The 26,841-nt window shown below is 42.2% G+C and carries 19 protein-coding genes and 1 other RNA gene; 14 read left to right on the forward strand and 6 right to left on the reverse strand.

From position 1 onward, the window contains the following. Positions 1 to 14 precede the first annotated feature (14 nt). From MgSA37_RS11000 to MgSA37_RS28215, 7 genes are all read left to right on the forward strand, one after another. Entirely contained in the window at positions 15 to 1,922 is a 1,908-nt protein-coding gene (locus MgSA37_RS11000) for a RagB/SusD family nutrient uptake outer membrane protein (RefSeq protein ID WP_096351912.1), read from the forward strand. A gap of 40 nt (positions 1,923 to 1,962) precedes the next feature. Beyond that, the gene (locus MgSA37_RS11005) at positions 1,963 to 3,204 is read left to right on the forward strand and encodes a DUF5000 domain-containing lipoprotein (protein WP_232010841.1); all 1,242 of its coding nucleotides are present in this window, start codon (positions 1,963 to 1,965) and stop codon (positions 3,202 to 3,204) included. A gap of 27 nt (positions 3,205 to 3,231) precedes the next feature. Beyond that, complete coding sequence (locus MgSA37_RS11010; protein ID WP_232010842.1) at positions 3,232 to 4,476, forward strand: DUF4998 domain-containing protein; 1,245 nt, start codon at positions 3,232 to 3,234, stop codon at positions 4,474 to 4,476. A 169-nt stretch (positions 4,477 to 4,645) separates the two neighbouring features. After that, a complete protein-coding gene (locus MgSA37_RS11015) occupies positions 4,646 to 6,598 on the forward strand; it encodes a GDSL-type esterase/lipase family protein (RefSeq protein WP_096351917.1) in 1,953 nt (650 codons plus the stop codon). A 31-nt stretch (positions 6,599 to 6,629) separates the two neighbouring features. Further along, positions 6,630 to 8,966 (forward strand): glycoside hydrolase family 95 protein, encoded by a 2,337-nt coding sequence (locus MgSA37_RS11020; protein WP_096351918.1) that lies wholly within the window; start codon positions 6,630 to 6,632, stop codon positions 8,964 to 8,966. 37 nt (positions 8,967 to 9,003) lie between these two features. Then, the gene (locus tag MgSA37_RS11025; protein ID WP_096351920.1) at positions 9,004 to 11,067 is read left to right on the forward strand and encodes an alpha-amylase family protein; all 2,064 of its coding nucleotides are present in this window, start codon (positions 9,004 to 9,006) and stop codon (positions 11,065 to 11,067) included. A gap of 958 nt (positions 11,068 to 12,025) precedes the next feature. After that, positions 12,026 to 12,502 (forward strand): hypothetical protein, encoded by a 477-nt coding sequence (locus MgSA37_RS28215; RefSeq protein WP_157750536.1) that lies wholly within the window; start codon positions 12,026 to 12,028, stop codon positions 12,500 to 12,502. Here MgSA37_RS28215 and ssrA read toward each other — a convergent pair. The 3 genes from ssrA to MgSA37_RS11045 form a co-directional block, all read right to left on the reverse strand. Beyond that, positions 12,453 to 12,819: a transfer-messenger RNA gene (gene ssrA / locus MgSA37_RS11035) on the reverse strand. The two genes, MgSA37_RS28215 and ssrA, sit on opposite strands and share 50 nt — an antisense overlap. A 60-nt stretch (positions 12,820 to 12,879) precedes the next feature. Beyond that, a complete protein-coding gene (locus tag MgSA37_RS11040) occupies positions 12,880 to 14,115 on the reverse strand; it encodes a pyridoxal phosphate-dependent aminotransferase (protein ID WP_096351923.1) in 1,236 nt (411 codons plus the stop codon). A gap of 145 nt (positions 14,116 to 14,260) precedes the next feature. Then, on the reverse strand, positions 14,261 to 14,677 hold the full coding sequence (locus MgSA37_RS11045; RefSeq protein WP_096351924.1) for a DUF1573 domain-containing protein: 417 nt from the start codon (positions 14,675 to 14,677) through the stop codon (positions 14,261 to 14,263). Between the two features lie 136 nt (positions 14,678 to 14,813). Here MgSA37_RS11045 and MgSA37_RS11050 point away from each other — a divergent pair, with 136 nt between their 5' ends. Both MgSA37_RS11050 and MgSA37_RS11055 read left to right on the forward strand, forming a co-directional pair. Further along, complete coding sequence (locus MgSA37_RS11050; protein ID WP_096351926.1) at positions 14,814 to 17,246, forward strand: alpha-ketoacid dehydrogenase subunit alpha/beta; 2,433 nt, start codon at positions 14,814 to 14,816, stop codon at positions 17,244 to 17,246. A gap of 384 nt (positions 17,247 to 17,630) precedes the next feature. Further along, on the forward strand, positions 17,631 to 18,428 hold the full coding sequence (locus MgSA37_RS11055; protein WP_096351927.1) for a murein L,D-transpeptidase catalytic domain family protein: 798 nt from the start codon (positions 17,631 to 17,633) through the stop codon (positions 18,426 to 18,428). A 46-nt stretch (positions 18,429 to 18,474) separates the two neighbouring features. Here MgSA37_RS11055 and MgSA37_RS11060 read toward each other — a convergent pair whose 3' ends face one another. Beyond that, positions 18,475 to 20,031 (reverse strand): L,D-transpeptidase family protein, encoded by a 1,557-nt coding sequence (locus tag MgSA37_RS11060; RefSeq protein WP_096351929.1) that lies wholly within the window; start codon positions 20,029 to 20,031, stop codon positions 18,475 to 18,477. Positions 20,032 to 20,194: 163 nt separating this feature from the next. Between MgSA37_RS11060 and MgSA37_RS11065 the strand changes: the two genes are divergently transcribed. After that, the gene (locus tag MgSA37_RS11065; protein WP_157750537.1) at positions 20,195 to 21,196 is read left to right on the forward strand and encodes a glycosyl hydrolase; all 1,002 of its coding nucleotides are present in this window, start codon (positions 20,195 to 20,197) and stop codon (positions 21,194 to 21,196) included. Next, a complete protein-coding gene (locus MgSA37_RS11070; RefSeq protein WP_096351932.1) occupies positions 21,193 to 21,705 on the forward strand; it encodes a DinB family protein in 513 nt (170 codons plus the stop codon). The genes MgSA37_RS11065 and MgSA37_RS11070 overlap by 4 nt, the downstream gene beginning before the upstream one ends. Here the strand turns inward: MgSA37_RS11070 and MgSA37_RS11075 are convergent, their stop codons facing one another. Further along, the gene (locus tag MgSA37_RS11075) at positions 21,706 to 22,329 is read right to left on the reverse strand and encodes an HAD family hydrolase (RefSeq protein ID WP_096351933.1); all 624 of its coding nucleotides are present in this window, start codon (positions 22,327 to 22,329) and stop codon (positions 21,706 to 21,708) included. A gap of 319 nt (positions 22,330 to 22,648) precedes the next feature. Continuing rightward, complete coding sequence (locus MgSA37_RS11080) at positions 22,649 to 23,386, reverse strand: class I SAM-dependent methyltransferase (RefSeq protein WP_096351935.1); 738 nt, start codon at positions 23,384 to 23,386, stop codon at positions 22,649 to 22,651. Between the two features lie 177 nt (positions 23,387 to 23,563). On the opposite strand from MgSA37_RS11080, the gene MgSA37_RS11085 reads away from it, so the two are divergent. The 3 genes from MgSA37_RS11085 to MgSA37_RS11095 are packed head-to-tail and all read left to right on the forward strand — an operon-like array spanning position 23,564 to position 26,659. Next, a complete protein-coding gene (locus tag MgSA37_RS11085; RefSeq protein ID WP_096351936.1) occupies positions 23,564 to 24,028 on the forward strand; it encodes a DUF1801 domain-containing protein in 465 nt (154 codons plus the stop codon). A 15-nt stretch (positions 24,029 to 24,043) separates the two neighbouring features. Then, entirely contained in the window at positions 24,044 to 24,976 is a 933-nt protein-coding gene (locus MgSA37_RS11090) for a hypothetical protein (protein WP_096351938.1), read from the forward strand. Between the two features lie 54 nt (positions 24,977 to 25,030). Continuing rightward, positions 25,031 to 26,659 (forward strand): acyl-CoA carboxylase subunit beta, encoded by a 1,629-nt coding sequence (locus MgSA37_RS11095; protein WP_096351939.1) that lies wholly within the window; start codon positions 25,031 to 25,033, stop codon positions 26,657 to 26,659. The last annotated feature ends 182 nt before the right edge of the window (positions 26,660 to 26,841 follow it).

The following is a 26,841-nucleotide window of genomic DNA, read 5'->3' on the forward strand; positions in this document are numbered from 1 at the left end:
TAATTAATAAAATCATGAGAAAATTTAAAAGTTTACTACTGGTTCTCCTGCTATTTTCAGGCGTATCGTGTAAAAAATACCTGAATGTTATTCCTGATGATACCGGGACGTTGGAATATGCTTTCCGTAACCGTAATGAAGCGGAGAATTATCTTTTTACCTGTTATACAACGTTACAACAGTTGTATGACCCGACAACGAATGCCGGATTTACCACCTCGGCCGAGATTATTTACCCTAATAACTTAACCCAGCATCCGATACAGGAAGAAGGTTTTGATTTGATTCGCGGAACGCAGACCAGCGCCAATGTGGGCCTTAATTATTGGGATGGCGAAAACGGCGGGGAATCTCTTTGGCGATCGATCCGCAGGTGTAACACTATGCTTGATAATATCAACCAACCGGTAGACCTTTCAGCCGCCGAAAAACAACGGTGGATAGCTGAAGTAAAGTTTTTGAAAGCCTATTACCATTATTACCTTTTGCGCTTATACGGACCAATCCCAATTGTTAAAACCAACCTTGATATAACCGCCAGTACTGACCAGGTTAGGGTTGCGCGTGCACCGGTTGATTCGGTATTCAGTTATATTGTTCAGTTGCTTGATGAGGCAGCGCCAAATCTGCCGCCGGTGATCACAAACAAGGCACAGGAACTGGGCCGTATAACTTCAGTTATAGCGCTGTCGGTTAAAGCCGAAGTTTTGGCAACGCAGGCCAGCCCGTTATTTAACGGCAATCCGGATTATGCCGGCGTAAAAAACAAGGACGGAACCTCACTGTTTTCAAGTACCTATGATGCTACCAAATGGCAAAAAGCAGCCGATGCTGCTAAAGTTGCCATCGACGCCTGCGCAGCAAACGGATTAAAGCTATATACCTTTAATGCCCCGGGAACTTTAGGCACGTTACCAGATTCATTGGTCAAAGTTTTAACTATACAAAACGCGGTAACTGAAAAATGGGATCAAAATGCTGAGCTGATATGGGCATTAAACGGGCCTTTCCCTGATCAGGGATATGCTACACCGAGGCTCACCCAAAAATCAGCTATTAATATATTCTCAAATCCGTCAACCTTTGCCGTACCGTTAAATACAGCAGAGCTTTTTTACACTGATAAAGGCGTCCCGCTTAACGAAGATAACACCTTTGATTATGCAGGCAGGTACGGTTTGCGGATTGGAGATAATGCCAGCCAGTTTTATGTTGCAAAGGGATACACAACTATCAACGAGCACTTTAATCGTGAGCCCAGGTTTTATGCAAACATCGCCTTTGATGGCGGTATTTGGTTTGGAAACGGAAAGACTACGATAAATGATATGTATCATGTTGAGGCTCGTGGTAATTCAGCATTGGCAGGTCCCAAAGATTTAAATACATTAAATATAACCGGCTACTGGCCCAAAAAATTAGCCAACTACCTTTCCGTTTATGACGACGGATTTGCACCGATTGATTATCACCTGCCCGTAATGCGGTTGGCTGGCTTGTATCTGTTATATGCCGAAGCGTTAAACGAAGTTAACGGACCTACTCCGGAAGCGATAGGGTACATCGACCAGGTAAGAGCACGTGCCGGATTGGGAGGCGTGGTTAGTTCATGGGCAACCTATTCAAAAAATCCGACGAAGCCTTCAACCAAAGATGGACTCAGAGCCATCATCCACCAGGAAAGACGAATAGAACTTTGTTTTGAAGCCCAAAGCGGATGGGACCTGCGCAGATGGAAAGAAATGCAGGGCGTATTAAGCACCCCACAGCAGGGCTGGAATATTTACCAGGCTGACCCGGGCAATTATTATACACCCCGTACAGTGGTAATACCAGTGTTCGGCCTTCAAAACTATCTGTGGCCTATTAAAGATAATGATCTGATCATTGATAATAACCTGGTTCAAAACCCTTATTGGTAGTAGCCAGGGAAGTCCGATTCATAAATTTTTAATAATTACAATGATGATGAAAATAAAAAGATATTTAAAACAGCTGTTACCGGTAATTCTGGTAATAATGATAGGGTTATTTGGTTCCTGTAAAAGAAACGACGGATTTAATGTACCTGTTTCTAACGACAAAACAAAACCGGATGTGGTTACTAATATAAAAGTTAAAAACCTTAACGGCGCGGCATATATAACTTATACGTTGCCTAATTCGCCTAACCTTTTATATGTTTTGGCACAATACAACATCAATGGCAAAACAGTTCGCCAAACCAAATCCAGCTATTATAACGATACTGTACTGGTAGAGGGTTTTGCCAAGAGCCAGGATTACCAGGTTACACTATGGTCAGTATCCCGTGCCAACATACAGTCCGACCCCATTACGGTAACTGTGCACCCCGATACTCCTTATTATTTACTTGCAAAACCTACTATTCAATTAGCTCCCGACTTTGGCGGAATTAATGTTAAAGGTATAGATCGCGGGAAAAAGGATTTGGGATTTATCCTGATAGCGTTCGATAATTCCACACAGGCACTTGAAGTTCAAGATCAGCATTACACAAATGCAGATACGATAAACTATTCGGTTAGGGGCTTTGCGGCAAATCCGAGAAAATTTGGCGTGTATGTTACCGATCAATTCGGCAATATTTCTGACACTACGGTAGTCAATCTTACACCAATATTTGAAACACTGCTTGATAAAAGCCAGTTCTCTATTTATAAACTACCAACCGACAGCCCTACTGCTTATGGTTGGGAAGTTCCCTATTTGTGGGACAATAAAACAGATGATTATTCCCCTGGCTGGCATACTGCTCCCGGCGGGCCGGCACCAATACAGTGTACGTTTAATTTAGGGGTATCGGCGCAGCTGAGTCGGTTTATCATGTGGGAGAGGCCGGATGAATATGCTTATTCTCATGGGAATCCAAAAGATTTCAGTATTTGGGGATCTGATAAGCCAGCTCCCCAGGATGCCTTGCTACCACAACTGGCGTCAGCCGGAACCGTCGTTGGTGATTGGGTGAATTTGGGTAATTATCACTATCCGGACCCGCCGTCAGGCCTTACGCCGGGCTTTACAAATGCAGCAGATAACACGTTTGTAAAGGCAGGAGTTAATTTTGATATCACCCCTGGTTCGCCTAAAGTACATTTCTTCCGTCTGCTGGTTCATGATACCTGGTCGGGCGGCGATTTTGCACACGTCATGGAATTTTCTATTTATGGAAACCCGCAATAACATTTATTAATGTTTAAATCAAGAAATATGAAAGTAGTTTTCAAAATATCGACTGTACTGGTGCTGATTGCGGCATTCGTCAGCTGCGTAAAAAGAGATACCGAGTTTAAGAATTTTTTAAACGGGAAAGAACTCGTATATCCCGGAGTCGTAAATAATCCAAATTACAAACCAGGTAATCTGCGGGCAGAATTGTTATGGAACCCGAGCCCCGACCCCAGTATAGTGAAGTATGTTATTTACTGGAATAACAAGGCTGATTCGCTTACTTACACATCATCAGACCATAATCCGGCTGACACTTTAAAGGTAATTATTCCAAATCTTAATGAGTATACCTATTCATTTACCGTATTCTCTTTTGATGCAAACGGTAATAAGTCTATCCCTAAAACTATTAATAATGTAAAAGTATATGGGCCAAACTATCAATCAGGTCTTGTAAACAGGCCATATAAGGTATCCAATCCTTATACCGTTGATGCGAGCGGAAATGTGACACTTAATTTTTACAAACTTGACACTGCAAGTGAGTCATTAAGTTTTGCCCACAATACTTCAACTACCATCAGGTACACAAACAGAAGTGGGCAGGCCACACAAAAAACATTTTACAGAGATAGCAGCGTTACTATAACAGATTTTAAAGGTGGGTCAGTTCTTGATTACCGATCAGCCTATGTACCGGTTGTTGGCGCTATTGATACCTTTAGTGTCAATAATTACACAGTTTTTCCGCAGATATTTGGTTATGCGCCTTGCGATAAATCAATATTCGCGAAAGTCAAACTTCCTAATGACATGAACCCGTACGAATGGGATACGGACATTGACAGATTATGGGACGGCAGCGTTGGCCCGCAAGGGTTTCCGAATATTTTCCACAGTGATGGCGCACATTCCTTACCACAAACCCTAACTTTTGATATGGGTAAAATTTATAATAGTGTAACCCAGATAGAAGAAACCGGGCGTAATTGCTGCCATAACCCTGATGATTTTGAAGTGTGGGGCATTGCTGACATTACCAACGCAGCAACCACGCTACAGCCAAACGATCCGGGTTGGACCAACGAAGCCATTTCAAAAGGGTGGAAACTGCTTAAAGAATGTAAAAGAACCGATGACGGACAAGCCGCACTTAAATTTAACCTGGATAATGTCAACATCCCGGTACGTTATATACGCATCAGGGTTATACACAACGCCGATGGAGAAGGCAGTTATACCAATATGAGTGAAATTACCATGTTTTATAATGTGCTTAATTAATTGATAAATAATTACAACTAAACCTTGTTATCAAGATACCAATAAGTCATTCTATTTGAATGGCTTGTTGGTTGTCTTTTGGGTTTCGGGCATTTTTACTTCAGGCATCATCCATAATGGATCGTCTGAGATGGTTTGCCTATTTTTATTGGAATAAATATTTAATTAAATGTCAAAAATCAAACAGGTTGTTTTTGCAGTATCAGTTACGTTTAGTTTTTTATTGGTTAAGGCGCAGGAAAAGCCGCAATCCGGTTTATGGAAAGGTTTTGAAAAAATAGCAGTTTCAATAGATGGTCATAATGCTTACTACGTAAAACCTGCTCATGCTTTGCCGGGAAACCCATGGGTTTGGAGAGCATCATTCCCCGACTGGCACACAGATATGGATAGCATTTTATTGACCAGGGGCTTTTATATTGCCTATATAAACGTTGACAACCAATACGGAAGCCCGCAATCATTACAGGTTTGGGATAAGTTTTATAATTATTTAATTACTAAAATGTCGTTTGCTCCAAAGGTCGCACTTGAGGCGGTAAGTAGGGGCGGGCTATATGCCTATGGCTGGGCAAAAAGAAATCCTGACAAAGTTAGCTGTGTTTATGCGGAAACGCCTGTATGCGATATTAAAAGCTGGCCTGGAGGCAAGGAAAAAGGTTTAGGAGATGCAGCTTTATGGAGCCAGATGAAAGCAGTATATCATTTTACAGAGGCACAGGCGATGGCCTATAACGATAACCCGGTTGATAACCTGGAAGGGCTGGCATCTTTCAGGGTACCTGTATTACATGTCATCGGGTTAAATGACAAACTGGCTCCACCTGCTGAAAATACTTACCTTTTTGCGCAGCGATATATAACCGCCGGGGGGCCGGTGAGCATTTACCCGGTCACCATCGGTCCGCAGGAATTGCAGGGCCATCATTTCCCGATTGACAGGCCTGCTTATTATGCCGACTTCATTATAAATAATTCTTTCCCGGTAAAAAAGGTATTGCCCTATGGTGACTACTATGAGAAAGCCGGCGCGCTGCCTAACTTTTATAAAGCTGTAACGACCCGTAAACAAGCTACTGTCACTTTTCTTGGCGGTTCTATTACCTATAACCCCGGCTGGCGGCAAAAGGTATGCCGGTATTTGGAAGAGCGTTTCCCTGATGTGAAGTTTCATTTTATTGCCGCCGGGATACCGTCGTTGGGAAGTCTTCCGCATGCTTTCAGGTTACAGCGCGATGTGCTGGATTCGGGTAAAACAGATCTAATGTTTGTGGAGGCCGCAGTAAATGACAGGGCAAACGGCACAGACAGCACTACCCAGGCACGTGCATTGGAAGGGATCATCAGGCATGCCAAAAAAAGCAACCCACAAATGGATATAGTGATGATGGCTTTTGCCGATCCTGATAAAACCAATGACTACAACAACAACGTCAAACCGGCCGAGATTAAAAATCACGAATTGTTAGCCCATTATTATAATCTTCCATTTATAAACCTCGCTAAAGAAGTAAGGGACAAAATGAACAATAAAGAGTTTACCTGGGCCGACGATTTTAAGGACCTTCATCCGGCTGTTTTCGGGCAGGAACTCTATTTTGCGACGATTAAAAGCTTGCTTCAGGATTGTTTTGATCACCAGGATATTGATGTAACCGGTCTTAAAACATCTTTACCCAAACCTTTGGATAAAGCAAGTTTTCAAAACGGGGAATATTACAATATTAAGAATGCGGTATATAAAAATGGATGGACGATTACTGACAGGTGGCAACCTTCGGATGGGCTGCCTACCCGCGAAGGCTTTGTAAATATCCCCGTACTAAGTTCAGGCACGCCGGGGGCTGAACTTTCATTGCCTTTCAGGGGAACAGCTATTGGAATAGCCATTGTCTCAGGTTCCGACGCAGGAATTATATCCTTTGCTATTGATAACCGGGAATTCAAAAGTATTGACCTGTATACACAATGGAGCGGCATGCTTCACTTGCCATGGTATTTGTTGCTTGGTAGTGATTTAAAAAAGGGGAATCACACCTTGAAGGTCAGGATAAGCGCACAAAAAAATACGGCAAGTAAAGGCAATGCCTGTAGGATAGTTAACTTTTTAGTTAACGAATAATCGATAAACTTTAATCACATAAATAAAAAATATGACCAGGAGATTTTTTCCATCACTAATAACATTATTATTTTTAACTAACCTATGCCTCGCGCAGCAGCAACCATTAAAATTATGGTATGACAAACCTGCACAGGTTTGGGAGGAGACTTTACCGTTGGGTAATGGCCGCCTTGGAATGATGCCCGACGGAGGCGTTACTAATGAGAATATTGTACTCAATGATATCACATTGTGGTCTGGCGCGCCGCAAGATGCCAATAATTACGATGCTTATAAAGCCTTGCCACAGATCCGCAAGCTGCTTGTTGAAGGGAAGAATGACGAAGCGCAGCAACTGATCAATAAAGACTTTGTTTGCAAAGGAAAAGGCGGCGGCAGTGTGCCGTTTGGATGTTACCAGGTGTTGGGTAACCTGAGCATAAATTTTAAATATAATGGTAGTGACAGCGCCGGGGTGAATTTTAAGAATTACGAACGCGAATTATCCTTAAATAAAGCAATTGCAAAATGCACCTACCAGGTAAATGGGGTGACTTTTACCCGAGAATATTTTACAAGTTTTGGCAATGATGTAAGTATTATAAAACTCACGGCAGACAAACCGGGGCAACTCAATTGTAATATTTCAATCAGCAGGCCGGAAAGAGGAACAGCTACCGTTAACGGCGACGAACTGGAATTGAGCGGTCAACTGGATAATGGTTTTGACGGAAAGGGGATGCAATACCTGGCAAGGGTAAAAGCAAAATTAAAAGGCGGAACTTTCAGTACATCCAGCAATACATTGGGAATAAAAGGAGCGACGGAAGCCATTATTTATATTTCGGCAGGTACAGATTTCAAGGAGAAATCATTTAAACAAAAAACTACTGCAATACTAAATGCTGCATTAAAAACCCCCTACGCTACAGAAAAACAACATCATATCACCAATTATCAAAAATTATTCAACAGAGTTAACCTCAGCCTCGGGACTACAAATAACATAAAGGAAACAACCGATAAAAGGCTTGTATCCTTCCATAAAGATCCATCTGCTGACAATGGTTTAGCAGTTTTATTTTTTCAATATGGGCGATATTTAAGCATTTGCAGTACCCGGGTGGGTTTGTTGCCGCCCAACCTGCAGGGACTATGGGCTAACCAGATCCAAACTCCCTGGAACGGCGATTACCATTTGGATATAAATGTGCAGATGAACCACTGGCCGCTGGAAGTTGCAAATCTTTCGGAGCTTAATTTGCCGCTGGTTGAACTGGTAAGGGGAATGATAAAGAACGGAGAAAAAACGGCCAAGGCTTATTACAACGCCGATGGCTGGGTGGCGCATGTAATCACCAATCCATGGCATTTTACCGAGCCGGGCGAAGAGGCATCATGGGGGATCTCTAAATCAGGATCAGGGTGGTTATGTAATAATATCTGGGAGCATTACACTTTTACCAATGATAAAAAATATCTGCTGAGTATCTATCCGATACTTAAAGGTTCGGCAGCGTTTTACAACAGTATTTTGGTAAAAGATCCGAAAACAGGCTGGCAGGTAACTTCACCGTCATCATCCCCGGAAAATTCATTTTACATGCCGAATGGGAAAACTTCAGCCATATGCATGGGGGCAACAGTTGATAACCAAATCATCAGGGAATTATTTAATAATTTGATCACCGCCTCAAAAATATTGGGCAAAGATGAAGCATTCAGGAACGAATTAAGTTCGAAATTGAAAGAACTACCTCCCGCCGGTGTTGTATCAAAAGACGGCCGCATCCAGGAATGGCTGGAAGATTACAGGGAAACAGAACTGCAGCATCGGCACATTGCACATTTATATGGCTTATATCCGGCGCCATTAATCACGCCGGATAAAACGCCGGCTCTGGCTGAAGCCGCGAAGAAAACTTTAGACGTGCGCGGTGATGATGGCCCGGGCTGGTCGATAGCCTATAAAATATTATTTTGGGCAAGGCTGCATGATGGTAACAGGGCATATAAACTCTACACCGATTTAATGAAGCCAACACTGCGAACTGATATTAACTATGGTTCGGGAGGCGGAATTTATGCCAACCTGCTTGATGCAGGCCCTCCGTTCCAGATTGATGGCAACTTTGGAGGAGCAGCCGGCATTTGTGAAATGCTGATTCAAAGCCATGAAGGTTATATTGATTTACTCCCGGCAATTCCTGACGCCTGGAAATCTCACGGGCTCGTGAAGGGGTTAAGAGCACGGGGAAACTTCACTGTTGATATGCAATGGAAAAATGGTAAAATAACAAGCTACAGGGTTACTTCTTCATCGCCCCGTAAAGTAAAAATAATGATTAATGGTGTACTAAAGGAAATAATGGCCATTAAGGCATAAACTACCTAAAAATAAAATCTTAAAATCGACGTGTTTTATGTTTAAATACTGCAGTTTATTTATCGCGGTGCTGTGTTTTATTGCCGTAGTGCCTGCTTACGCCCAAAAAAATAATGATAGACTTCACATTCCTTTTGGTAAAAATGGCTTAATCGTTTACAGTCTGAAAACGGGTCTGATAACTGTCTATAAAAACGATGTTCCCGTTTTCTCTAACGTGTATGCACAGGTTAAGGTTAATGATAAGCTCATTTCGTCAGAAAATTATGCAAACAGAATTTATACAAAAACAACCATAAATAATGGTTTTGGCAAAGGTGAGAAATACCTGGTTAAATTAACCGACCCTAATCTTCCTGAAATGGACCTGGTTTTTTATACTTATGCCAACAGGGAATATTTCCTTACGGAAACAATGGTAAAAGGACATAATTTGAAAACCAATTATATGGCGCCTTTTTGCGGCGACTTTTCTGGTATTACAGGTGATGCCAGAACCTTATTTGTTCCTTTTGACAATGATACCTTTATAAGTTACAATGCCAGGCCATTCAAGGATAAACTAAAAAATGTAAGTGCTGAAGTTGGTGCAGTTTATAATAACGCCAGCAGAAAGGGTTTTGTCGTAGGTTCAGTTGAACATGGCATATGGAAGACAGGAGTGCTTACAACCACACAAAAAGATAGTGCTAATTCAATAAGCGCCTGGGGCGGATATTCATCCGCGGAAGTTACCAGGGATAGCATTCCACACGGCATGCTCAATGGCGAATCATTAAAATCGCCGCTGGTATTTGTAGGTTGTTTTGACGATTGGAGGCAGGGACTTGAAGATTACGGTAAAGCAAACCGGATAGCAGACCCACCTTATATTTTTAACTGGACGGCTCCGACACCGGTTGGCTGGAATAGCTGGGGGGTGATACAGGACAAATTAACGTTTGAAAAGGCCACAAAAGTGGTTGATTTTTTTGCGGACAGCCTGGCCGCCTTCCGAACCGGGAACACCGCTTTTATTGATCTTGACTCCTATTGGGACAGCATGGTAAGCGGTGGAATGAAGGGCGACTTTTCAAAATTAAAAGAGTTTGCCGATTACTGTAAGAAGAGGGGCTTGCAGCCGGGTGTCTACTGGGCACCATTTACTGATTGGGGCTACAAGGGCGGAGGCGACCGGATTGCGGATGGAACCGATTATAAGTTTGGAGATATGTGGACAAAAGTAGCCGGAGGTTATCACGATCTTGATGGGGCGCGGGCCCTTGACCCTACACACCCGGGTACAAAAGCGCGAATCGCCAATATGATAAAAAAATTCAGGGAATGTGGTTTTAAGATGATAAAGATTGACTTTTTAGGGCATGCAGCCGTTGAATCAAGCCATTTTTATGACACAACGGTAACTACGGGTATGCAGGCTTATCGTAAAGGGATGGAGTTTTTGTTGGATCAGATGGATAACCAAATGCTGGTTTATGCGGCTATATCGCCCAGTCTGGCAACAGGAAGGTATGCCCATATGAGGAGGATTGCGTGTGATGCTTTCAAAAGTATAAATGATACGAAATACACGTTGAATAGCCTGAATTACGGCTGGTGGCAAACTTATTTATACAATTATATGGATGCTGATCAGGTGGTTTTATCTACAGAAAAAATTGGTGTAAACAGGGCCAGAATATTATCAGCCATAATAACGGGGACATTCATGACAGGAGATGATTTCTCTACAAACGGACATTGGTCTTCCGTGGCAAAATCGCTATATCAAAACCAGGAGCTACTTAAAATAATAAAACATGGTAAGGCGTTTGAACCTATAGAAGGCAATACAGGTACCAGCGCAACCGAAATGTTTGCAAGCAGAATTGGCAAAGATTTTTATCTGGCTGTTTTCAATTATTCAGATAAACCAAAGAAGTTTTTAATTGATCTTAAAAGATTAGGACTTCTGGTAAAACGGCAATACATCGTCAGTGAAATATTTAGGAATAATAAATCAGCAACAGGCTTGGATGTTGAGGCCGGAGATGCGGCATTATTTAAGTTTACATATCAAACCAGGACAAGTAAAATTCATAAACGAAATCCTCCCTTCTAAGGTATAAGGGTCGTAATATTTTTTTGAATGAATTTGGTCAAAAGCTATCCGGCTTGATTCATCTAATTTCAATTCTATTATTTAAATATTGTAGTCGAGGTTTAAAATAATATCCGACCGACCTTTTGCTTGAATTTCGTCACATTTAACCCTATTTCCAAAAAGAGACTATAATATTAAAAAAGGAGGCAAATGATAGGATTTCTCACTTTATTCAAATGACAAATAAAACACGCTACTAATTGGAGAATAGGGAGGCATTGACCATCTTATTCCGAAATGTCAGACTGGTTATTCCGTTACACTTTGAGCATGTTAACCTATTGAAGGTTAATTTGATCTATTTTTACAGTCGACACGATTCGGTGCTCAAGAGCGAACGGAATAGGCTGGTCAAGGCATCCGGAATATTCTACCTTATCGCTTACTTATGCCAGATAAATTGAATTTGATAAACTCACAAACACCAGGTACCCCGAAGGCAAAGAAATAAATCACACATTTGAGAAAGAATTTTAATTTTCAGATATACTCCAGTTTGCTCAACAAGCCTTTAATATCCTGCATTAGTTTCTCCCTGAACTCCTCCAGGTCTTCTTTGGTAATGATTTGTACTGCCATCATGTTTAATGCAGGACAAAGGTCGACAAAACATTTTTTAAAAGGGGTGGCTTTTGGGGTGCCACCCTCAAATTTTCAGGCGCTTTCTGCCAGCCTGATCCGGCCGTTGGTCTCAAAAATCCGATTCCCCAGCGCGCGCATATTGTTGCTGATCTTCCTTTTCGTCATGGCGGCTGGTATTATTATTACAAATGTAATGGCCGGGGCCATAATAGTATCAGCGCAAAAAAAGCACATGAGCAGTTCCTCGGGGCTTGTGAGTTGATGAGCTCGACAGCTAACGAGGTAGGAAAAAACCGTCGAAGGTATTGAACGTCACCACGCGGAGGGTCAGCGCATGTTAAAGGAAAAGAAGGCGCAGCTGGATAATTTGCAGGAGAAGCTATTTGCGGTAGAAGTGAAGTGGATCCATGATCAGATTTCGAAAGATACTTATGACCGCTGGTGCGGTAATTATAATGGGGAGATCAACTCTTTGAATGCAGAGATATTACGGCTTGGCAAGCAGGAAACGCATCTTTTCAACCTGCTTGACCGTAACCTTTCGTTGGCGACTGATATCAGGGCTATGTTTGAAAAAGCGGATACTGTCGCTAAACAGGAGTTCGTAAAATTGGGGTTCGATAACAATTTGTACTATGAGGAAGGGTATTTATCGAACCCCCCTACTATGCTGGGTATTTTGTCGCGTAATCACTTGAAAATGAGGAAAAAGGGCCTGCTTGCTTTCGAAAAAAAAGGGATTTCCAATCGGAAATCCCTTCAAGTGGAGCCGGAGGGATTCGAACCCTCGTCCAAACATGGTATAAGGTAAGCTTTCTACATGCTTAGCGCTGTTTAATTGTAGGGAAGGGGAAGGTCAGTTGCACACCTGTACCGTCTTCCTTAGGTGCTTTGTTTCGCCCGCTACGCGCACCTTAAGCGGGCTAGTTTCATCTTTCGATGCCCCGGTTGCCGGCCCGATGAAACGGAAAACCGGCGGGACAAAAGCTGGGTAATTCTAAATTAAGCAGCTAAGGCGTAGTTATTTTCGCCATTTGTGGTTTTGAGTGTTCAGATTATAGCGCTAATTCACCCAACGCGCTGCATGCTTACCTACTTATCTCCATCCTGTCAATTCCGGTCGACCCCATTTTGGTTAAGTCTAAAGTCTTGAGTCAAGAGTCTTAAGTCAAAACAAAGATACAAAAATTATACCGACTCATGACTACCTGCTAAAGACTTTGCACTTACCGTCCTGCCCGGGTATACCTTCAACCCTTCATCCAGGCAGATCATCGCTTTTTCGATATCATCAATATTTAAAACATATGCCAATCTAACTTCGTCAGTTCCCGCGCCCGGTGTGCTGTAAAAACCGGTAGCCGGCGCCATCATTACCGTTTGGTTGTTATAGCTGAAACTTTCCAGCATCCACTGGCAAAACTTATCGGCATCGTCAATAGGTAATTTGGCTACCACATAAAAGGCGCCGCCGGGGTTAGGGCAAAAAACGCCTTCCATATGATTAAGCGCTTCAACAATAGCATTGCGGCGATTTGTATATTCCTTGTTTACTTTCTCGAAATATTCATCAGGGGTATCCACTGCGGCTTCTCCTGCAATTTGTTCCACCATACCCGGGCTAAGCCTGGCCTGTGCAAACTTGAGGGCAGTCGCAATAACCGCTTTGTTTTTGGTGATCAGGCAGCCAAGGCGGGCGCCACAGGCACTGTACCGTTTGCTTACAGTGTCAAGCACGATCACATTTTCATCAAGCCCATCAAGGTGCATCGGCGAGGTGAAGCTGCGCCCGTCATAACAAAACTCACGATAGGCTTCGTCTGAATATAAGTACAGATCGTGCTTTAATGCCAAATCTTTCAATGCTTCCAGCTCTTCTTTTGAATAGAGATACCCTGTTGGGTTATTCGGGCTGCAGATCATGATCGCTTTTGTATTTGGGCCGATCAGTTTCTCAAATTCAGCGATAGGGGGCAGCGCAAAGCCGTTTTCTATATGCGACAAAATAGGTTTCACCTCGATGCCACCCTGGCAGGCAAAACCATTGTAATTGGCATAAAATGGCTCCGGGATGATCACCTCGTCGCCCGGATCGAGGCAGGACATCATGGCGATGGTGATTGCTTCAGATCCGCCGGTGGTCACAATTATATTTTCAGGGCTTATATTATAGCCCAGCTTATTGTAGTATTCAACTAATTTTTTGCGGTAGGATAAAGTACCTTCAGACGCAGTATAGGCCCAAACTTTAAAGTCGATACGCTTTATCGCGTTCAGCATACCTTCAGGCGTTGCAATATCCGGTTGCCCGATATTTAAGTGAAAAACCTTTTTACCATGCATCTTTGCCTTGTCGGCATATGGCGTTAACTTGCGTATTGGCGAAGCGGGCATTTGTTGACCTTTGTGCGAAATTTTTGGCATGGGGCAAAATTAGGTATTTTAGTCCGAAAGTTGGAAAAGTCCTGAAGTCTGTAATAAAAATGACACAAAACAAAAAAAAGACACAGTAAACCGTGTCTTTCAAAATATCTTTTAAAGTTTTCCCTGCCGGGGCAGGCGAGCCGTATTATTTACTTCCGCTGGCGGTAGCTGCCTTGGCAACAACTTCACCCACAATTATTAAATTTTTTACAGGTGTTTTTGAGTTTGAAGTGACCACGATAGTTTTGGTAAATGGCGCTGCATAGGCTGCATTATAGGTGATTTTGATGAACCCTGATTCGTTGTTTTTTACAGGGGTTTTGGTGTAATCAGCTATGGTACAACCGCATGTTGGCCTAACGTCAGTTAAGATCAAAGGTTCCTGGCCGATATTGGTGTAAGTAAAAACGGTAGTCACCGGTGTTCCCTGCGGAACTTTTCCGAAATCGTGTTTTTCTTCGTTGAATTTAAATTCAGCTTTTTGACTATCTTGTGCGCATGCAACAGAAGTTGTAAAGGCAAAGCCGATTACAACTGCGCAAATCATTAATATTTTTTTCATATGACTCATTTGATTTATACAAATATAAAAGGTTTAATGCAAACCAGAAAACTATTCGTTAATCTGAATGTTTTATATGTAGAATTGCCAATTACAAAATAGAATTGTATAATTTTACCGCATCAAAAAATTAAATATGCCCGAAACTGCTTTACATGCAAACAGCAAGGTTATTAATGCTGAGCTCAGTTTTGAAGATTTTAAAAAGATCGTTATCAACGATTACCGTATTGGCTTTGAAAGCCGCCAGGCCAGTTTAATTGGCCGCCGGGAGGTACTTACGGGCAAGGCCAAATTTGGCATATTCGGCGACGGCAAAGAAGTTGCCCAGTTGGCTATGGCTAAAGCTTTTAAAAAAGGCGACTGGCGGGCCGGTTACTATCGCGATCAGACATTTATGTTTGCTACAGGAATGAGCAACCTGCTGGAGTTTTTCGCCCAGTTGTATGCTTACCCTGATGTTGAAAAGGATCCTGCATCAGCCGGGAGACAAATGAATTGTCATTATGCCACACGCTTTGTAAATCCCGACGGCAGCTGGGTTAACCAGGCCGAAACCATGAACTGTTCTGCTGATATCTCCACTACCGGCGGTCATATGCCAAGGTTGCTCGGGTTAGCCTACGCATCCAAACTTTACAGGCAGAATAAAGATCTGGAGTATCTGAAAATGTTTTCCGTTAACGGGAATGAAGTAGCCTTTGGCACAATTGGCAATGGCTCCACCTCCGAAGGATTGTTTTTCGAAGCGTTTAATGCTGCAGGTGTCCTCCAGGTTCCGATGGCTATTTCTGTTTGGGATGATGCTTTTGCCATATCAGTACCGGCGAAACTGCAAACTACAAAGGAAGATATCTCTGAAATTTTGAAAGGATTTCAGCGGGAAGCGGATACCAACGGCTACGAAATATTTAAAGTTCGCGGCTGGGATTATGTTGCCCTTTGCGAAACCTATGAACGCGCCATAACAATTTGCAGGAATGACCATGTGCCCGTACTGATCCACGTTACCGAAATGACGCAGCCCCAGGGCCATTCAACCTCAGGCTCGCACGAAAGGTATAAAACCAAAGAACGGCTTGCCTGGGAAGATGAACATGATTGTTTGTTACAGATGCGGAAATGGATGATTGCTTCGGCAATTACTACTGAACCCGAAATGGACAATCTGGAAGCAAATGCCAAAAAATACGTAAGAGATTGCCAGCGCCAGGTTTGGAATGAGTTGTGTGACGGTATCCGTGCTGAGTTAAATGATGCAGCCCGGTTAATTGATAAACTTGCTGAACATTCGGCGGTGCAGGCAGCGTTAAATGATCTTGTTGCTGAGTTGCGCGAATGTGTTGATCCGGGACGAAGAGATGTTGTTGCGGCAATCCGCAAGGCACTCCGGCTTACCATAAAGGAAAACAGCCTGCAAAAACAACAGTTGGTCAACTGGCTTGAAGAAGAAAATGTTAAAAATGCGGCGCGCTACAATTCAAAGCTTTTCGGCGGGTCGCAATATTCGCCGCTGAACGTGGAGCACATTCCGGCACGTTATTATGAAGATTCAAAACATATTGATGGCCGCGAGGTTTTAAATGCTTGTTTCGAAGCCAATTTTGATCGTGATAAAACCATTGTTGCCTTTGGAGAGGATGTGGGCGCTATTGGTGATGTAAACCAGGGTTTTGCCGGCTTGCAGGGTAAATTCGGCGATTTACGGATAACCGATACTGGCATCCGCGAAGCTACAATTATAGGACAGGGGATAGGGTTGGCCATGAGGGGACTAAAACCGATTGCCGAGATTCAGTACCTCGATTACCTGCTGTATTCCATAAATGTTTTGAGCGATGACCTTGCAACGTTAAGCTACCGCACCTTCGGCGGGCAAAAGGCGCCGTTGATAGTACGCACACGCGGGCACCGCCTGGAGGGAATCTGGCACTCAGGATCGCCTTTAGGGCTTATCCTTAATTCAATGCGCGGGCTGCATATTTGCGTACCACGCGATATGACGCAGGCTGCCGGCATGTACAATGTGCTGCTACGCGGTGATGAACCGGCCCTGATGATCGAATGCCTGAACGGGTATCGTTTAAAGGAAAGACTTCCTGCAAATGTGGGCGAGTTTACCGTGCCACTGGGTAAGGCAGAGATATTGAAGCATGGAACCGATATCACTGTTATTTCATACGGATCAACCCTTAGGATAGTGATGGAGGCAGCAGGAGAGCTTGAGAAATTGGGTATTAATATTGAAGTGATTGACCCCCAGACTTTGTATCCTTTTGATTTAGATAATACTTGTGGTACTTCTTTAAAGAAAACAAGTAAGCTGCTTATTGTTGATGAAGACCTGCCGGGTGCGGCATCGGCATATATTTTGCAACGGGTACTTGAAGCGCAAAAGGGCTATTATTCGCTTGATGCGCAACCCCGTACCCTTTGCTCAAGGGAGCACCGCCCGCCATACGGATCGGATGGTGATTATTTTAGCAAGCCATCGTTGGATGATATCATTGAAGCAGTTTACACGCTGATGAATGAGTCGGACCCGCAAAAATATCCAACCATTTATTAACTGCAATCCTATTGAAATGAGTAACTAACCTGGTTATTTTATAAAAACAGAACAGCGTCCCGGTTTTTAACCGGGATTTTTTTTTGGATTATAATTGCTTTGAGATATTTTTCTTAGAAGTAAAAGTCAATGAATTGAAAATTTTAGACTTTTAAATATAATAATTCTCTTTTTTAAAAGTTATTAACATAACGATTTGTCATATTAAATAAAAGTAACTTTTAATAAGTTATATTTTATATTTCAAATTAAAAATTTAATTAAAAATAAATAGCTTCAAATTTCTAAAATTTAAATTTTAGGTGCGAACAGTGGAACCCTAATTCTACAAGTAACGTAAAAATGAATACTATTTAAAACTATTGATTTAACCCCCTATAAAAAATGAAAAAACATTTCGTTGGCTTGCTATGTATTTTATTGGTAATTGCAATTACATCTATAAGCTGGAAGCCGGCCAGCGCGTTTAAGGCGAAGAGCTATTCAGGAAAATATTCCGCCAAAACCTTTTCTGCAAGCGAATTGCTCGAAAAATATGTGGATAACATTTATGAATCGGCCGGCTTGGAAGAGTCAGGTTTAGCTTTCAACGTTTTTAAAAAGGCAATTACAGGTTTCCTTGATTTAAAGGCAACTGATAAGCTCCCTCAACAAAGTTCAGTGCTGACAGTGGTTGATTTTACCAAATCCAGCTGCGATAAACGGATGTGGATAATTGATGTAGTAAACAAGGCACTGATATTGCATACCTGGGTTGCGCATGGCACACGGAGCGGAGATGATATACCCAACCGCTTCTCTGACAGGATAGACTCAAAACAAAGCAGCTTAGGTTTTTTTGTAACAGATGATATTTATTATGGGCGTCATGGCCGCTCGCTAAAATTAGATGGCATGGACGCAGGGTTTAATTCAAATGCACGCACCAGGGAAATTGTGGTTCACGGTGCTGAATATGTAAACCCCGGAATTATTGAACATAAAGGCAGGCTTGGCCGCAGTTTTGGCTGCCCCGCTGTTTCAACCGATGTGATCGACCAGGTGATTGACACCATACAGGGCAAAACAGTATTGTTTATAAATGGTGACAGCAAAAAATATAGTTCGCGCTATCTTGATGAGCAAATGGCCGCCAGTTATATTTCATCAGATGCTGCAGGTAATATAATGGCAAGCCTTTAGCCGGTATTTTAAGAATATATAATAGAAAAAAATCCTGTAGCCCGGTTTAATGTGAACCTGGTTGCAGGATTTTTTGTAAATGGTCATATAATACAATATCCAGGCCATAAACATCATTCCTGAATTGTAGTTTACCATCTTCATCAGCCCAGCAGGTTACATAAGTTATATATACAGGCGTTTTTTTAGGCAGGTATATAGTAGTTGGGTCTGGGTTGTCCTGCCCCATATCATCAGATATTGTTTTAAATTGGTCGCCGTCTCCAAATAAATTTTGAGCAAGCCCTTTAGGATCACCCAAACGGATGCATCCATGGCTTATGGCCCTCATTTTTCTGTAAAATGCCGATTTTACGGGTGTATCATGGAGGTAAACATTACTTTTATTATTAAAAATAAACTTTATCAGGCCCAATGAATTGGATGAACCGGGTTTCTGTTTAAAATCATAAGGTAAATTTTCCTTTGTAATGTTAGTCCAGTCAATATCTTCCGGGTTATCTACCAGTTTATCGTCCTTGTAAACATCAATATTGTTGTTTTCAAGGTAAAATTTATCTTTGGCGGCCTGAACTATTATTTCCTTATTCGCAATGCTGCGGGGGATATTCCAAACCGGGTTTACTTCAACGCCATAAATTAAACTGTTTAGCAAAGGCGTTTCATGGTCGCCTGGTTTGTCCACCTTGCAGGTATCATCATAGGCTAACAGGGTGTTTTTGTTGTCAACGTTGCGGCCCTGCCCAACACAAACTTTCATTTTTAATACCGATTTTCCGCTGTCAGCTACGGTCAGCATGTAATCTGGTATATTTACTATTACGTATTTATCTTCAGAAGGCTTATTTCTCCAGCGCAACCTTTCCAGGTTAACCAGTATCATCCGTTTGCATTCTTCACCCGGGAAACCATTTTCCTCGTAGTTGTTTTTCAACGCCTTTTGGAGAGCGATATATTGCGGGTCTTTTGGCTGAACGGCCTCCAGGTAACTGTGCATATCGCCTATATGAAATACAGCCGACATCGTTGAATAATCAGGTCTTTTGGTTGCTGTATAATAGCGTTGGTAAATATACTTTGGGTTTATAACTCCATATTGTAATGCATTGGAGTAGTCTATCAATGAGTTGGCCGCGGATAGTTCCAGCGTCGCTATATCGCGATATGCTTCATCTATCGTTTTTACCTGGTTTTTGTTATCGAGTTTTTCAATAGCTGATTTGAGCTCATCTGCATGGAAAATTTCCGGGCTAAGGCCGTGTTCAGCAGCGTGCATCAAATAATCATCATATGCTTTTGAAAGGTCGCCATTAAATAAATGATTTAACACGAAAACCGGCTCATAATGATTACTGCCATACCAGCCGGAAATTACGCCTGCATGCGTAAGCTTTTGCTTTTCGGCATTAAATACCTGTTTAAAAACTACCTGGTAATCTTCCGGGGTGAAATCCTTGTATACTTTGTTATGTGTAATTTTATAAAGGATGTTAGCTGTTTCTGAACGCTTCTTTTTGCAACTCTGAAAAGTGATGATAAAGGCAAATAGCGCAGATAATATAAGAGGAGCGGCAACTTTCCTGGCCGCAAAAAATTTAATCATAATAGTTAATCGCGGTAAATATACGGCAATCCTGTTTTTCTTTTGCTATTACATCAAAATAGATTTTGCTACTTTTGAAAACATTACAGTCTCCTGATTTTTGAACATTTACCATATGAAGCTAAATAAGATTACAACAAAAAGGTTTTTAACTTTTGTTTTTGTGACAATATTGTTACCCTTTACTTGTGCCTTTGCACAAAAATATTCCCCTGTAAATCCATCCGCTTCAGACGGGGTGAAAAAAACACTGAAACTTTTGTACGATATAAAAGGTAAGTACATCCTGTCCGGACAACAGAATTACAACAGCGATCCCGATACATTTTCCGATAGTGCAAAAGCTATTACAGGAAAATATCCTGCAATCTGGGGTTCTGATTTTATCAATTGGGGCGATAAGGACCTGGGCCCGAAGATAGTTGAAGAGGCGATAAATAAATCTAAGGAGGGCTATTTGATCACCCTGATGTGGCACGAAGGAAAACCTACCGATAACCCGCCCTACGAGTTTTCGAAAAACGTAATTGCTAAAATGAGTGATGAGGATTGGAACCAGCTGGTTACACCGGGTACCGACTTAAATAAAAAATGGCTTGCCCAGATTGATGTAATAGCCGGCTATTTAAAGCAGTTGCGCGATGCAGGCGTTACCGTTTTATGGCGCCCGTATCACGAAATGAATGGTGTTTGGTTTTGGTGGGGTAATAAAAAAGGAGAGAACGGTATCACAAGGTTGTGGAAGATGATGTACGACAGGTATACCAATTATCACCATTTAAATAACCTGTTATGGGTTTGGGGAGCAAATGGGTTAAGAGATATTCCGTTTGATGAAGCCTACGATTACAAGGACTATTACCCCGGTGCTAAATATGTGGACGTTTTAGGCGCAGATGTTTATCATTTCGATTATGAACAAAGGGATTATAACGACTTGCTGCAACTGGCTAACGGAAAACCCATTGCGCTTACGGAAACCGGCGAATTGCCCAAACCCGAAATCTTAGGAGTTCAGCCACAATGGACATGGTTTATGGTGTGGACGAGCTGGCTTTGGACCGATAATACACGCGACAGGGTTAAACAAGTTTATAATATGCCGCGTACCCTTAGCCACGATGAACTGAAAGTAAAACTCGACTCATTAAAAATAAAAAAATGAGTGCAGCACCCGAGGTATGGCTGCGCGGTCCTTTAAATGATGTACCGGCTTTATTGCAGCCTGTTGCACACGCGCTACTTCAGGCAAGGGATGAAATTAACCAGTTAATGCATGGTTTCCCGGATAAGTTACTGTGGGAAAGACCAGTTGGGCTTGCCTCGCCTGGTTTTCACTTGCAGCATTTAACAGGTGTGCTCGACAGGCTTTTTACTTATGCAAAACAAGAGCAGCTTAGCCAAAGCCAATTGGCCTACCTGCAAGCAGAAGGAAAGCCCGTTGATAACTTAATTTATACTGATGACCTGGTAACTGCATTTAACGGGCAGGTTAATAAAGCCATTACGCAGCTGGAAAATACAACTGAAATTACGCTAACCGAAGCAAGAGGAGTGGGGAGGGCGATGCTGCCATCAACAGTGATAGGTCTGTACGTTCATGCTGCGGAGCATACCATGCGGCATACCGGCCAGTTGCTGGTTACAGTGAAAATCCTTCTGGAAAGAAGCTAATCAGTAAAGAACGTCCAGCACTTCTTTTAAACTAAAGGATTTAAAAGTTACGCTCGCTTCCGGATGTTTGTTTTCAGGATCGTATAAAAATGTTTCAATCCCGAGTTCTGTAGCAGCCCTGATCTCTGATTCGGGGTCATCGCCAATTACCAGTACTTCGCTTGTACTTAAATGATGCCTTTTTAAAATATCGGCAAAAACGTCTTTTTTAGTTTGGGTTGATAATTCGGGGTCAACAATGTGGATCTCGGCAAAATCTTGTTCAATATCCAGCATTTTAACTTTACTCCATTGCAGTTTTGTAAATCCGGTGGTCACCAGGAATTTTATTAATGGTGATGACCTGATCTGCGCATAGTCATCAAAGGGTTGCATGGGCAGCTCATAGGCTATTTCTTTTAACAAATCGTTGCCTTTATCCTTCAATGCATCACCGAAGTTATATTTATTTGCGACCAAATGATAGGGGCGGCGTGTCAGTTCATCCTTCGCGTCCAGTTTTACCTGTTCAGTTAAATGATCTGCTACATCTATTAAGTTAAATATTTCGCCAAAAAGGTTTCCCTGGATGGAACTAACGGGATATATCGTATTATCGAGGTCTAAAATTAAAGCTTTTTTCATTTGAGAGGTACAAACCTGACGAAGATACAACTTGTTCCTGATTTTCTTTTAACGCGTTGTTTGCATTTGATCCATTGACTAAAACGGGAAATACTAATGATACCTGAATATATAAAAGCCCGGTAAACTTTATCTACCGGGCAAATGCTATCTTATAATTGATGATTTTTAAAATGCGATAATCAGGATTCTTTAAAAGAATTAATAAACTTATTTATCCTGATTTTAAAGTGAACCTTGTACAAATACGCCGATAATAAAAAGATCATAAAATGGTTTCAGTTATTTAGTTAAACAAGCCTCGTGTTTTACACAAAATTCAATAGTTTTCCTTCGCGAATTTATTTTTAGTTACTGATCTGATAATATCAAACATGGCATGTATGGTAGCGCCGATCTCCCTGCCAAGGCTTCTTTTTGCCAATTGTTTATCGCAAATACTTTCATCCCATGGTTTTATAAAATGGTTTAAATAGTATTCATCCTGCGGGTTTACCAGGATCTCAATTTCGTCTTTCCACTCATAGTTTACGGTAAGTATGCCGGCATGTGTACGTTCCAGTATTTTAAATCCGATGGATGTTTTAGGCAGGTAGTAAAGAAAAACTTCGCCAAAATCCATCCATGGAGTAAACTTTAAAACTTCCTTATCATACAATACCAATTTGTCGTCAATGTCCTGTATTACCCAGCGGTGCGACTCTTTAGGTGCAATGTATTCCCCTAAAAGCGATGGGGTTTCCATATAACCCATTTTGGCCACGCGGGCTTGTTCTTTCACAAACTGGATAGGATCGTCCACGTGCTCCAATACGTGGCGGCAGATTACGTAATCAAATTCTTTATCTTTAAATGGCAGGTGCTCACCGTCTGCCTGTATGAATTTTTGTTTTTTATACAATTGAAGATCTCCTGAACGATGCGTATTATCATCAACATATTTATCTACAACGATATGGGCTCTTTTATCGGGATGGTTGCCGCCGCCTACTTCCAAAACATTATAACTCCTCTTAATAAGAAGGTCATCCATTGTTTTTGGGGTTCTGATCTTCATGTTATTTTATTGCTTTTCTAAAATTATTTAAGGGGGTTAAATTTTAAGAATGCACTCCCCGGCACTTTTATTTTTGTCCTTTAATGTTTTATACGGTAATTTTATAAATAAGATACAAATAACATGCAAAAATACTGGCGCATTGGGTTTTTCTAATGCAGCCCTAATCTTGTGCGTATGAGTAAAGAAGACGTTTGCGACCTGGTAAAGTTTATGCTGCCCTATCCTGACCATGTAAAGGCGGCCGCGTTATGGTTAAGAGACTTTGTTTGGGAGCTTTACCCGGATACTAACGAACTGATTTACGACAATTATAACGCAGTGGCATTTGGCTGGTCACCAACAGATAAGGCTGGTGATGTTTTTTGCAGCATAGCTATTTTTAAAGACCATGTTAACTTTGGCTTCAATCGCGGTTCCGAAATCCCGGATCGCAAAAAAATACTATCCGGCGATGCCAGCCTTTACCGCTATATTAAGGTGAAAAATAAAGATGATTTTCCGGAAGAAGATATTAAACAACTGCTGGCAATGGCTTATGAAAACGCCATTTCGCGCTTGAAACCTCAGAAAAAGGTTATAAAAGGCGAAACTATTGTGAAATCTATTTCGCCGGTAAAACGTCGTCCTGAGATTTTTTAAAACTATATTAGCAGGATGAAACCTTTACTATTCCTTTTTGGTTCCTTTTTCATTTCTTCATGGACATTTGCGCAAATCAGCCTGGATATTAATGGGAGAAATATCGCATTCTTTCGCCAGCTGGAAACCAATGCCAAAGGTGAATTGGTAAAGACCGATGTTGACTATGTAAGTGCTGACGGGACAGGGCAACCGGTCATCTATAAACGGATACAAAATGGTCTTCCGGACCTTTGGGTTTATTACTTCCCGTTAAAAAAAGATTCGTTGATTTCCTATGTCTTGTATGAGTGGCAAGACAAAGATGCAAAGGCACTTCCTTTGGAGGAATTGAAGCCCTATCTTTCAAAATACACTGAATTGCTTGGCATTGTAACTGCTAAATATGGAAAAAGCTTAAGTAAAGGCAATCTTGACGACCTGGCATTAATTGATACAAAAGGATTAACACGCAATGACACCTGGCGGGGTAATGACTATGATATTGAAATGTATATTACATTATCTAATTTGCATGTAGTACATGGAAATGTAAGCATAACTCCGACACATACAATCCGGCTGTATGTTCGTCGGCCAGGAATAAAATCGGAAACACCAGGGTTGACAAAAGAGAAAATAGCCAAACTGGATTCGCTTACCAAATTATTTTTGGCTGATGTATGCAGCGGAAAATGGGAGGATTCAAGAGTGTTTCTTAGCCCGCTGATAATTGGCCAGGTAAAAGATGAAAAATTGATAGCTTTAAAAGCCGCGATAAAAGATGATAAATGGGAGTTAAATATGTCAGGAGCGCAGTTAGCGTCTTCGGGTAAGGCCTATTCTAATTTACGATATGCAAGGCAGGGCGACACCAACACCCCGCCATTAGAATGGTTAAGCATAGTTTTTGACGATGATAATAAAATTATTGCGGTGCAGCCATTAACCAGGAGTGCTCGTCAATAATCTGTATAAAATTTTATATCTATCCTTACTATTAATTTTCTGCTGCATCCGGATATGGACATCGAATTCAATAAGAACGAAGACATCAACAAGCAATTGGTTTACGACCTGAACCTGCGCCTGAAAAAAATCTACCTGGGCGGTGGTGAAAAAGCAATCGCCAAACATAAAGAAAAAGGGAAGATGCTTGCGCGTGAGCGGGTAAATTATTTAATTGATGCCGGCAAACCATGGTTGGAGATGGGCGCTTTTGCCGGTGACGGCTTGTATGCCGAACATGGCGGCTGCCCATCCGGCGGCGTTGTTTGCGGCATCGGTTATGTATCAGGCAGGCAATGTGTTATTATAGCCAATGATGCCACCGTAAAAGCGGGCGCCTGGTTCCCCATCACTGCGAAAAAGAACCTGCGGGCCCAGGAAATAGCCATGGAAAACCGCCTGCCTGTGATTTATTTGGTCGATTCAGCCGGGGTTTATTTGCCTTTACAGGATGAGATTTTCCCGGATAAAGAACACTTTGGCCGCATTTTTCGCAATAATGCCATCATGAGTAGTATGGGCATCATCCAGATCTCGGCGATCATGGGGCCCTGCGTTGCAGGCGGCGCTTATTTGCCTATTATGAGCGATGAAGCGATGATCGTTGAAGGGACAGGTTCGGTGTTTTTAGCAGGTTCATATTTAGTAAAATCGGCGATTGGCGAGGATGTGGACAATGAAACTCTGGGCGGTGCAACTACGCAATGCGAAATCTCCGGCGTTACCGATTATAAACATCCGAATGATAAAGCCTGCCTTGATTCCATCAAAAATATTATGGGTATGGTGGGCGACTTTGTTAAAGCCGGGTTCGACCGCGTTAAACCTGCTGCACCGAAGCTCGACCCGAAAGATATTTATGGGCTTTTGCCGGATAACCGCGAGAAAGCTTATGATATGATGGAAATATTATTGCGCCTGCTGGATAATTCAGAATTTGAGGAATATAAAGCAGGGTATGGGCAATCAATCATTTGCGGCCTGGGCCGTGTGGATGGCTGGGCCGTAGGCATAGTAGCTAATGAACGCAAAGTGATCAAATCAAAAAAAGGCGAAATGCAGTTTGGCGGGGTCATCTATTCAGATTCGGCGGATAAAGCCACCCGGTTTATCATGAATTGTAACCAAAAGAAGATCCCGCTGGTTTTTTTACAGGATGTAACCGGTTTTATGGTGGGCAGCCGTGCCGAACATGGCGGCATTATAAAAGACGGCGCCAAAATGGTGAACGCAGTAGCCAATTCAGTGGTGCCTAAATTTACTTTTGTTATTGGCAACTCCTATGGCGCCGGTAATTATGCCATGTGCGGCAAGGCCTATGATCCCCGTTTAATCTACGCCTGGCCAAGTGCAAAAATAGCTGTAATGGGCGGCGGCTCCGCAGCAAAAACATTGGTGCAGATCCAGGCAGCGGGCTTAAAAGCCAGGGGCGAGGAAGTTGATGCCGCAAAAGAGGCACAGCTATTAAAGGAAACCACAGATAGATATAACAGCCAAACCACGCCTTTTTATGCGGCCGCCAGGCTTTGGGTAGATGGTATCATCGATCCGCTGGAAACGCGTAAGGTGATCTCGATGGGCATTGAAGCCGCCAACCATGCGCCGATTGAGAAGGCATTTAATGTGGGGATTATACAAACGTAGGGTGATGTGCGGATGTGCAGATTTCAGATGTGCAGATGTTGAAATAGATGTTGTAGAGACGCGATGACTCGCGTCTGCCCCATCATGTTGACTGAGATGAGGTACGAATTGTGACGTTTTATATTTCGTAAACCAAGGTCGTAGACGCGAAGCATCGCGTCTCTACACGACCCCAATAAAAA

The sequence above is a fragment of the Mucilaginibacter gotjawali genome (genome assembly GCF_002355435.1).
GTDB classification, from domain to species: domain Bacteria; phylum Bacteroidota; class Bacteroidia; order Sphingobacteriales; family Sphingobacteriaceae; genus Mucilaginibacter; species Mucilaginibacter gotjawali.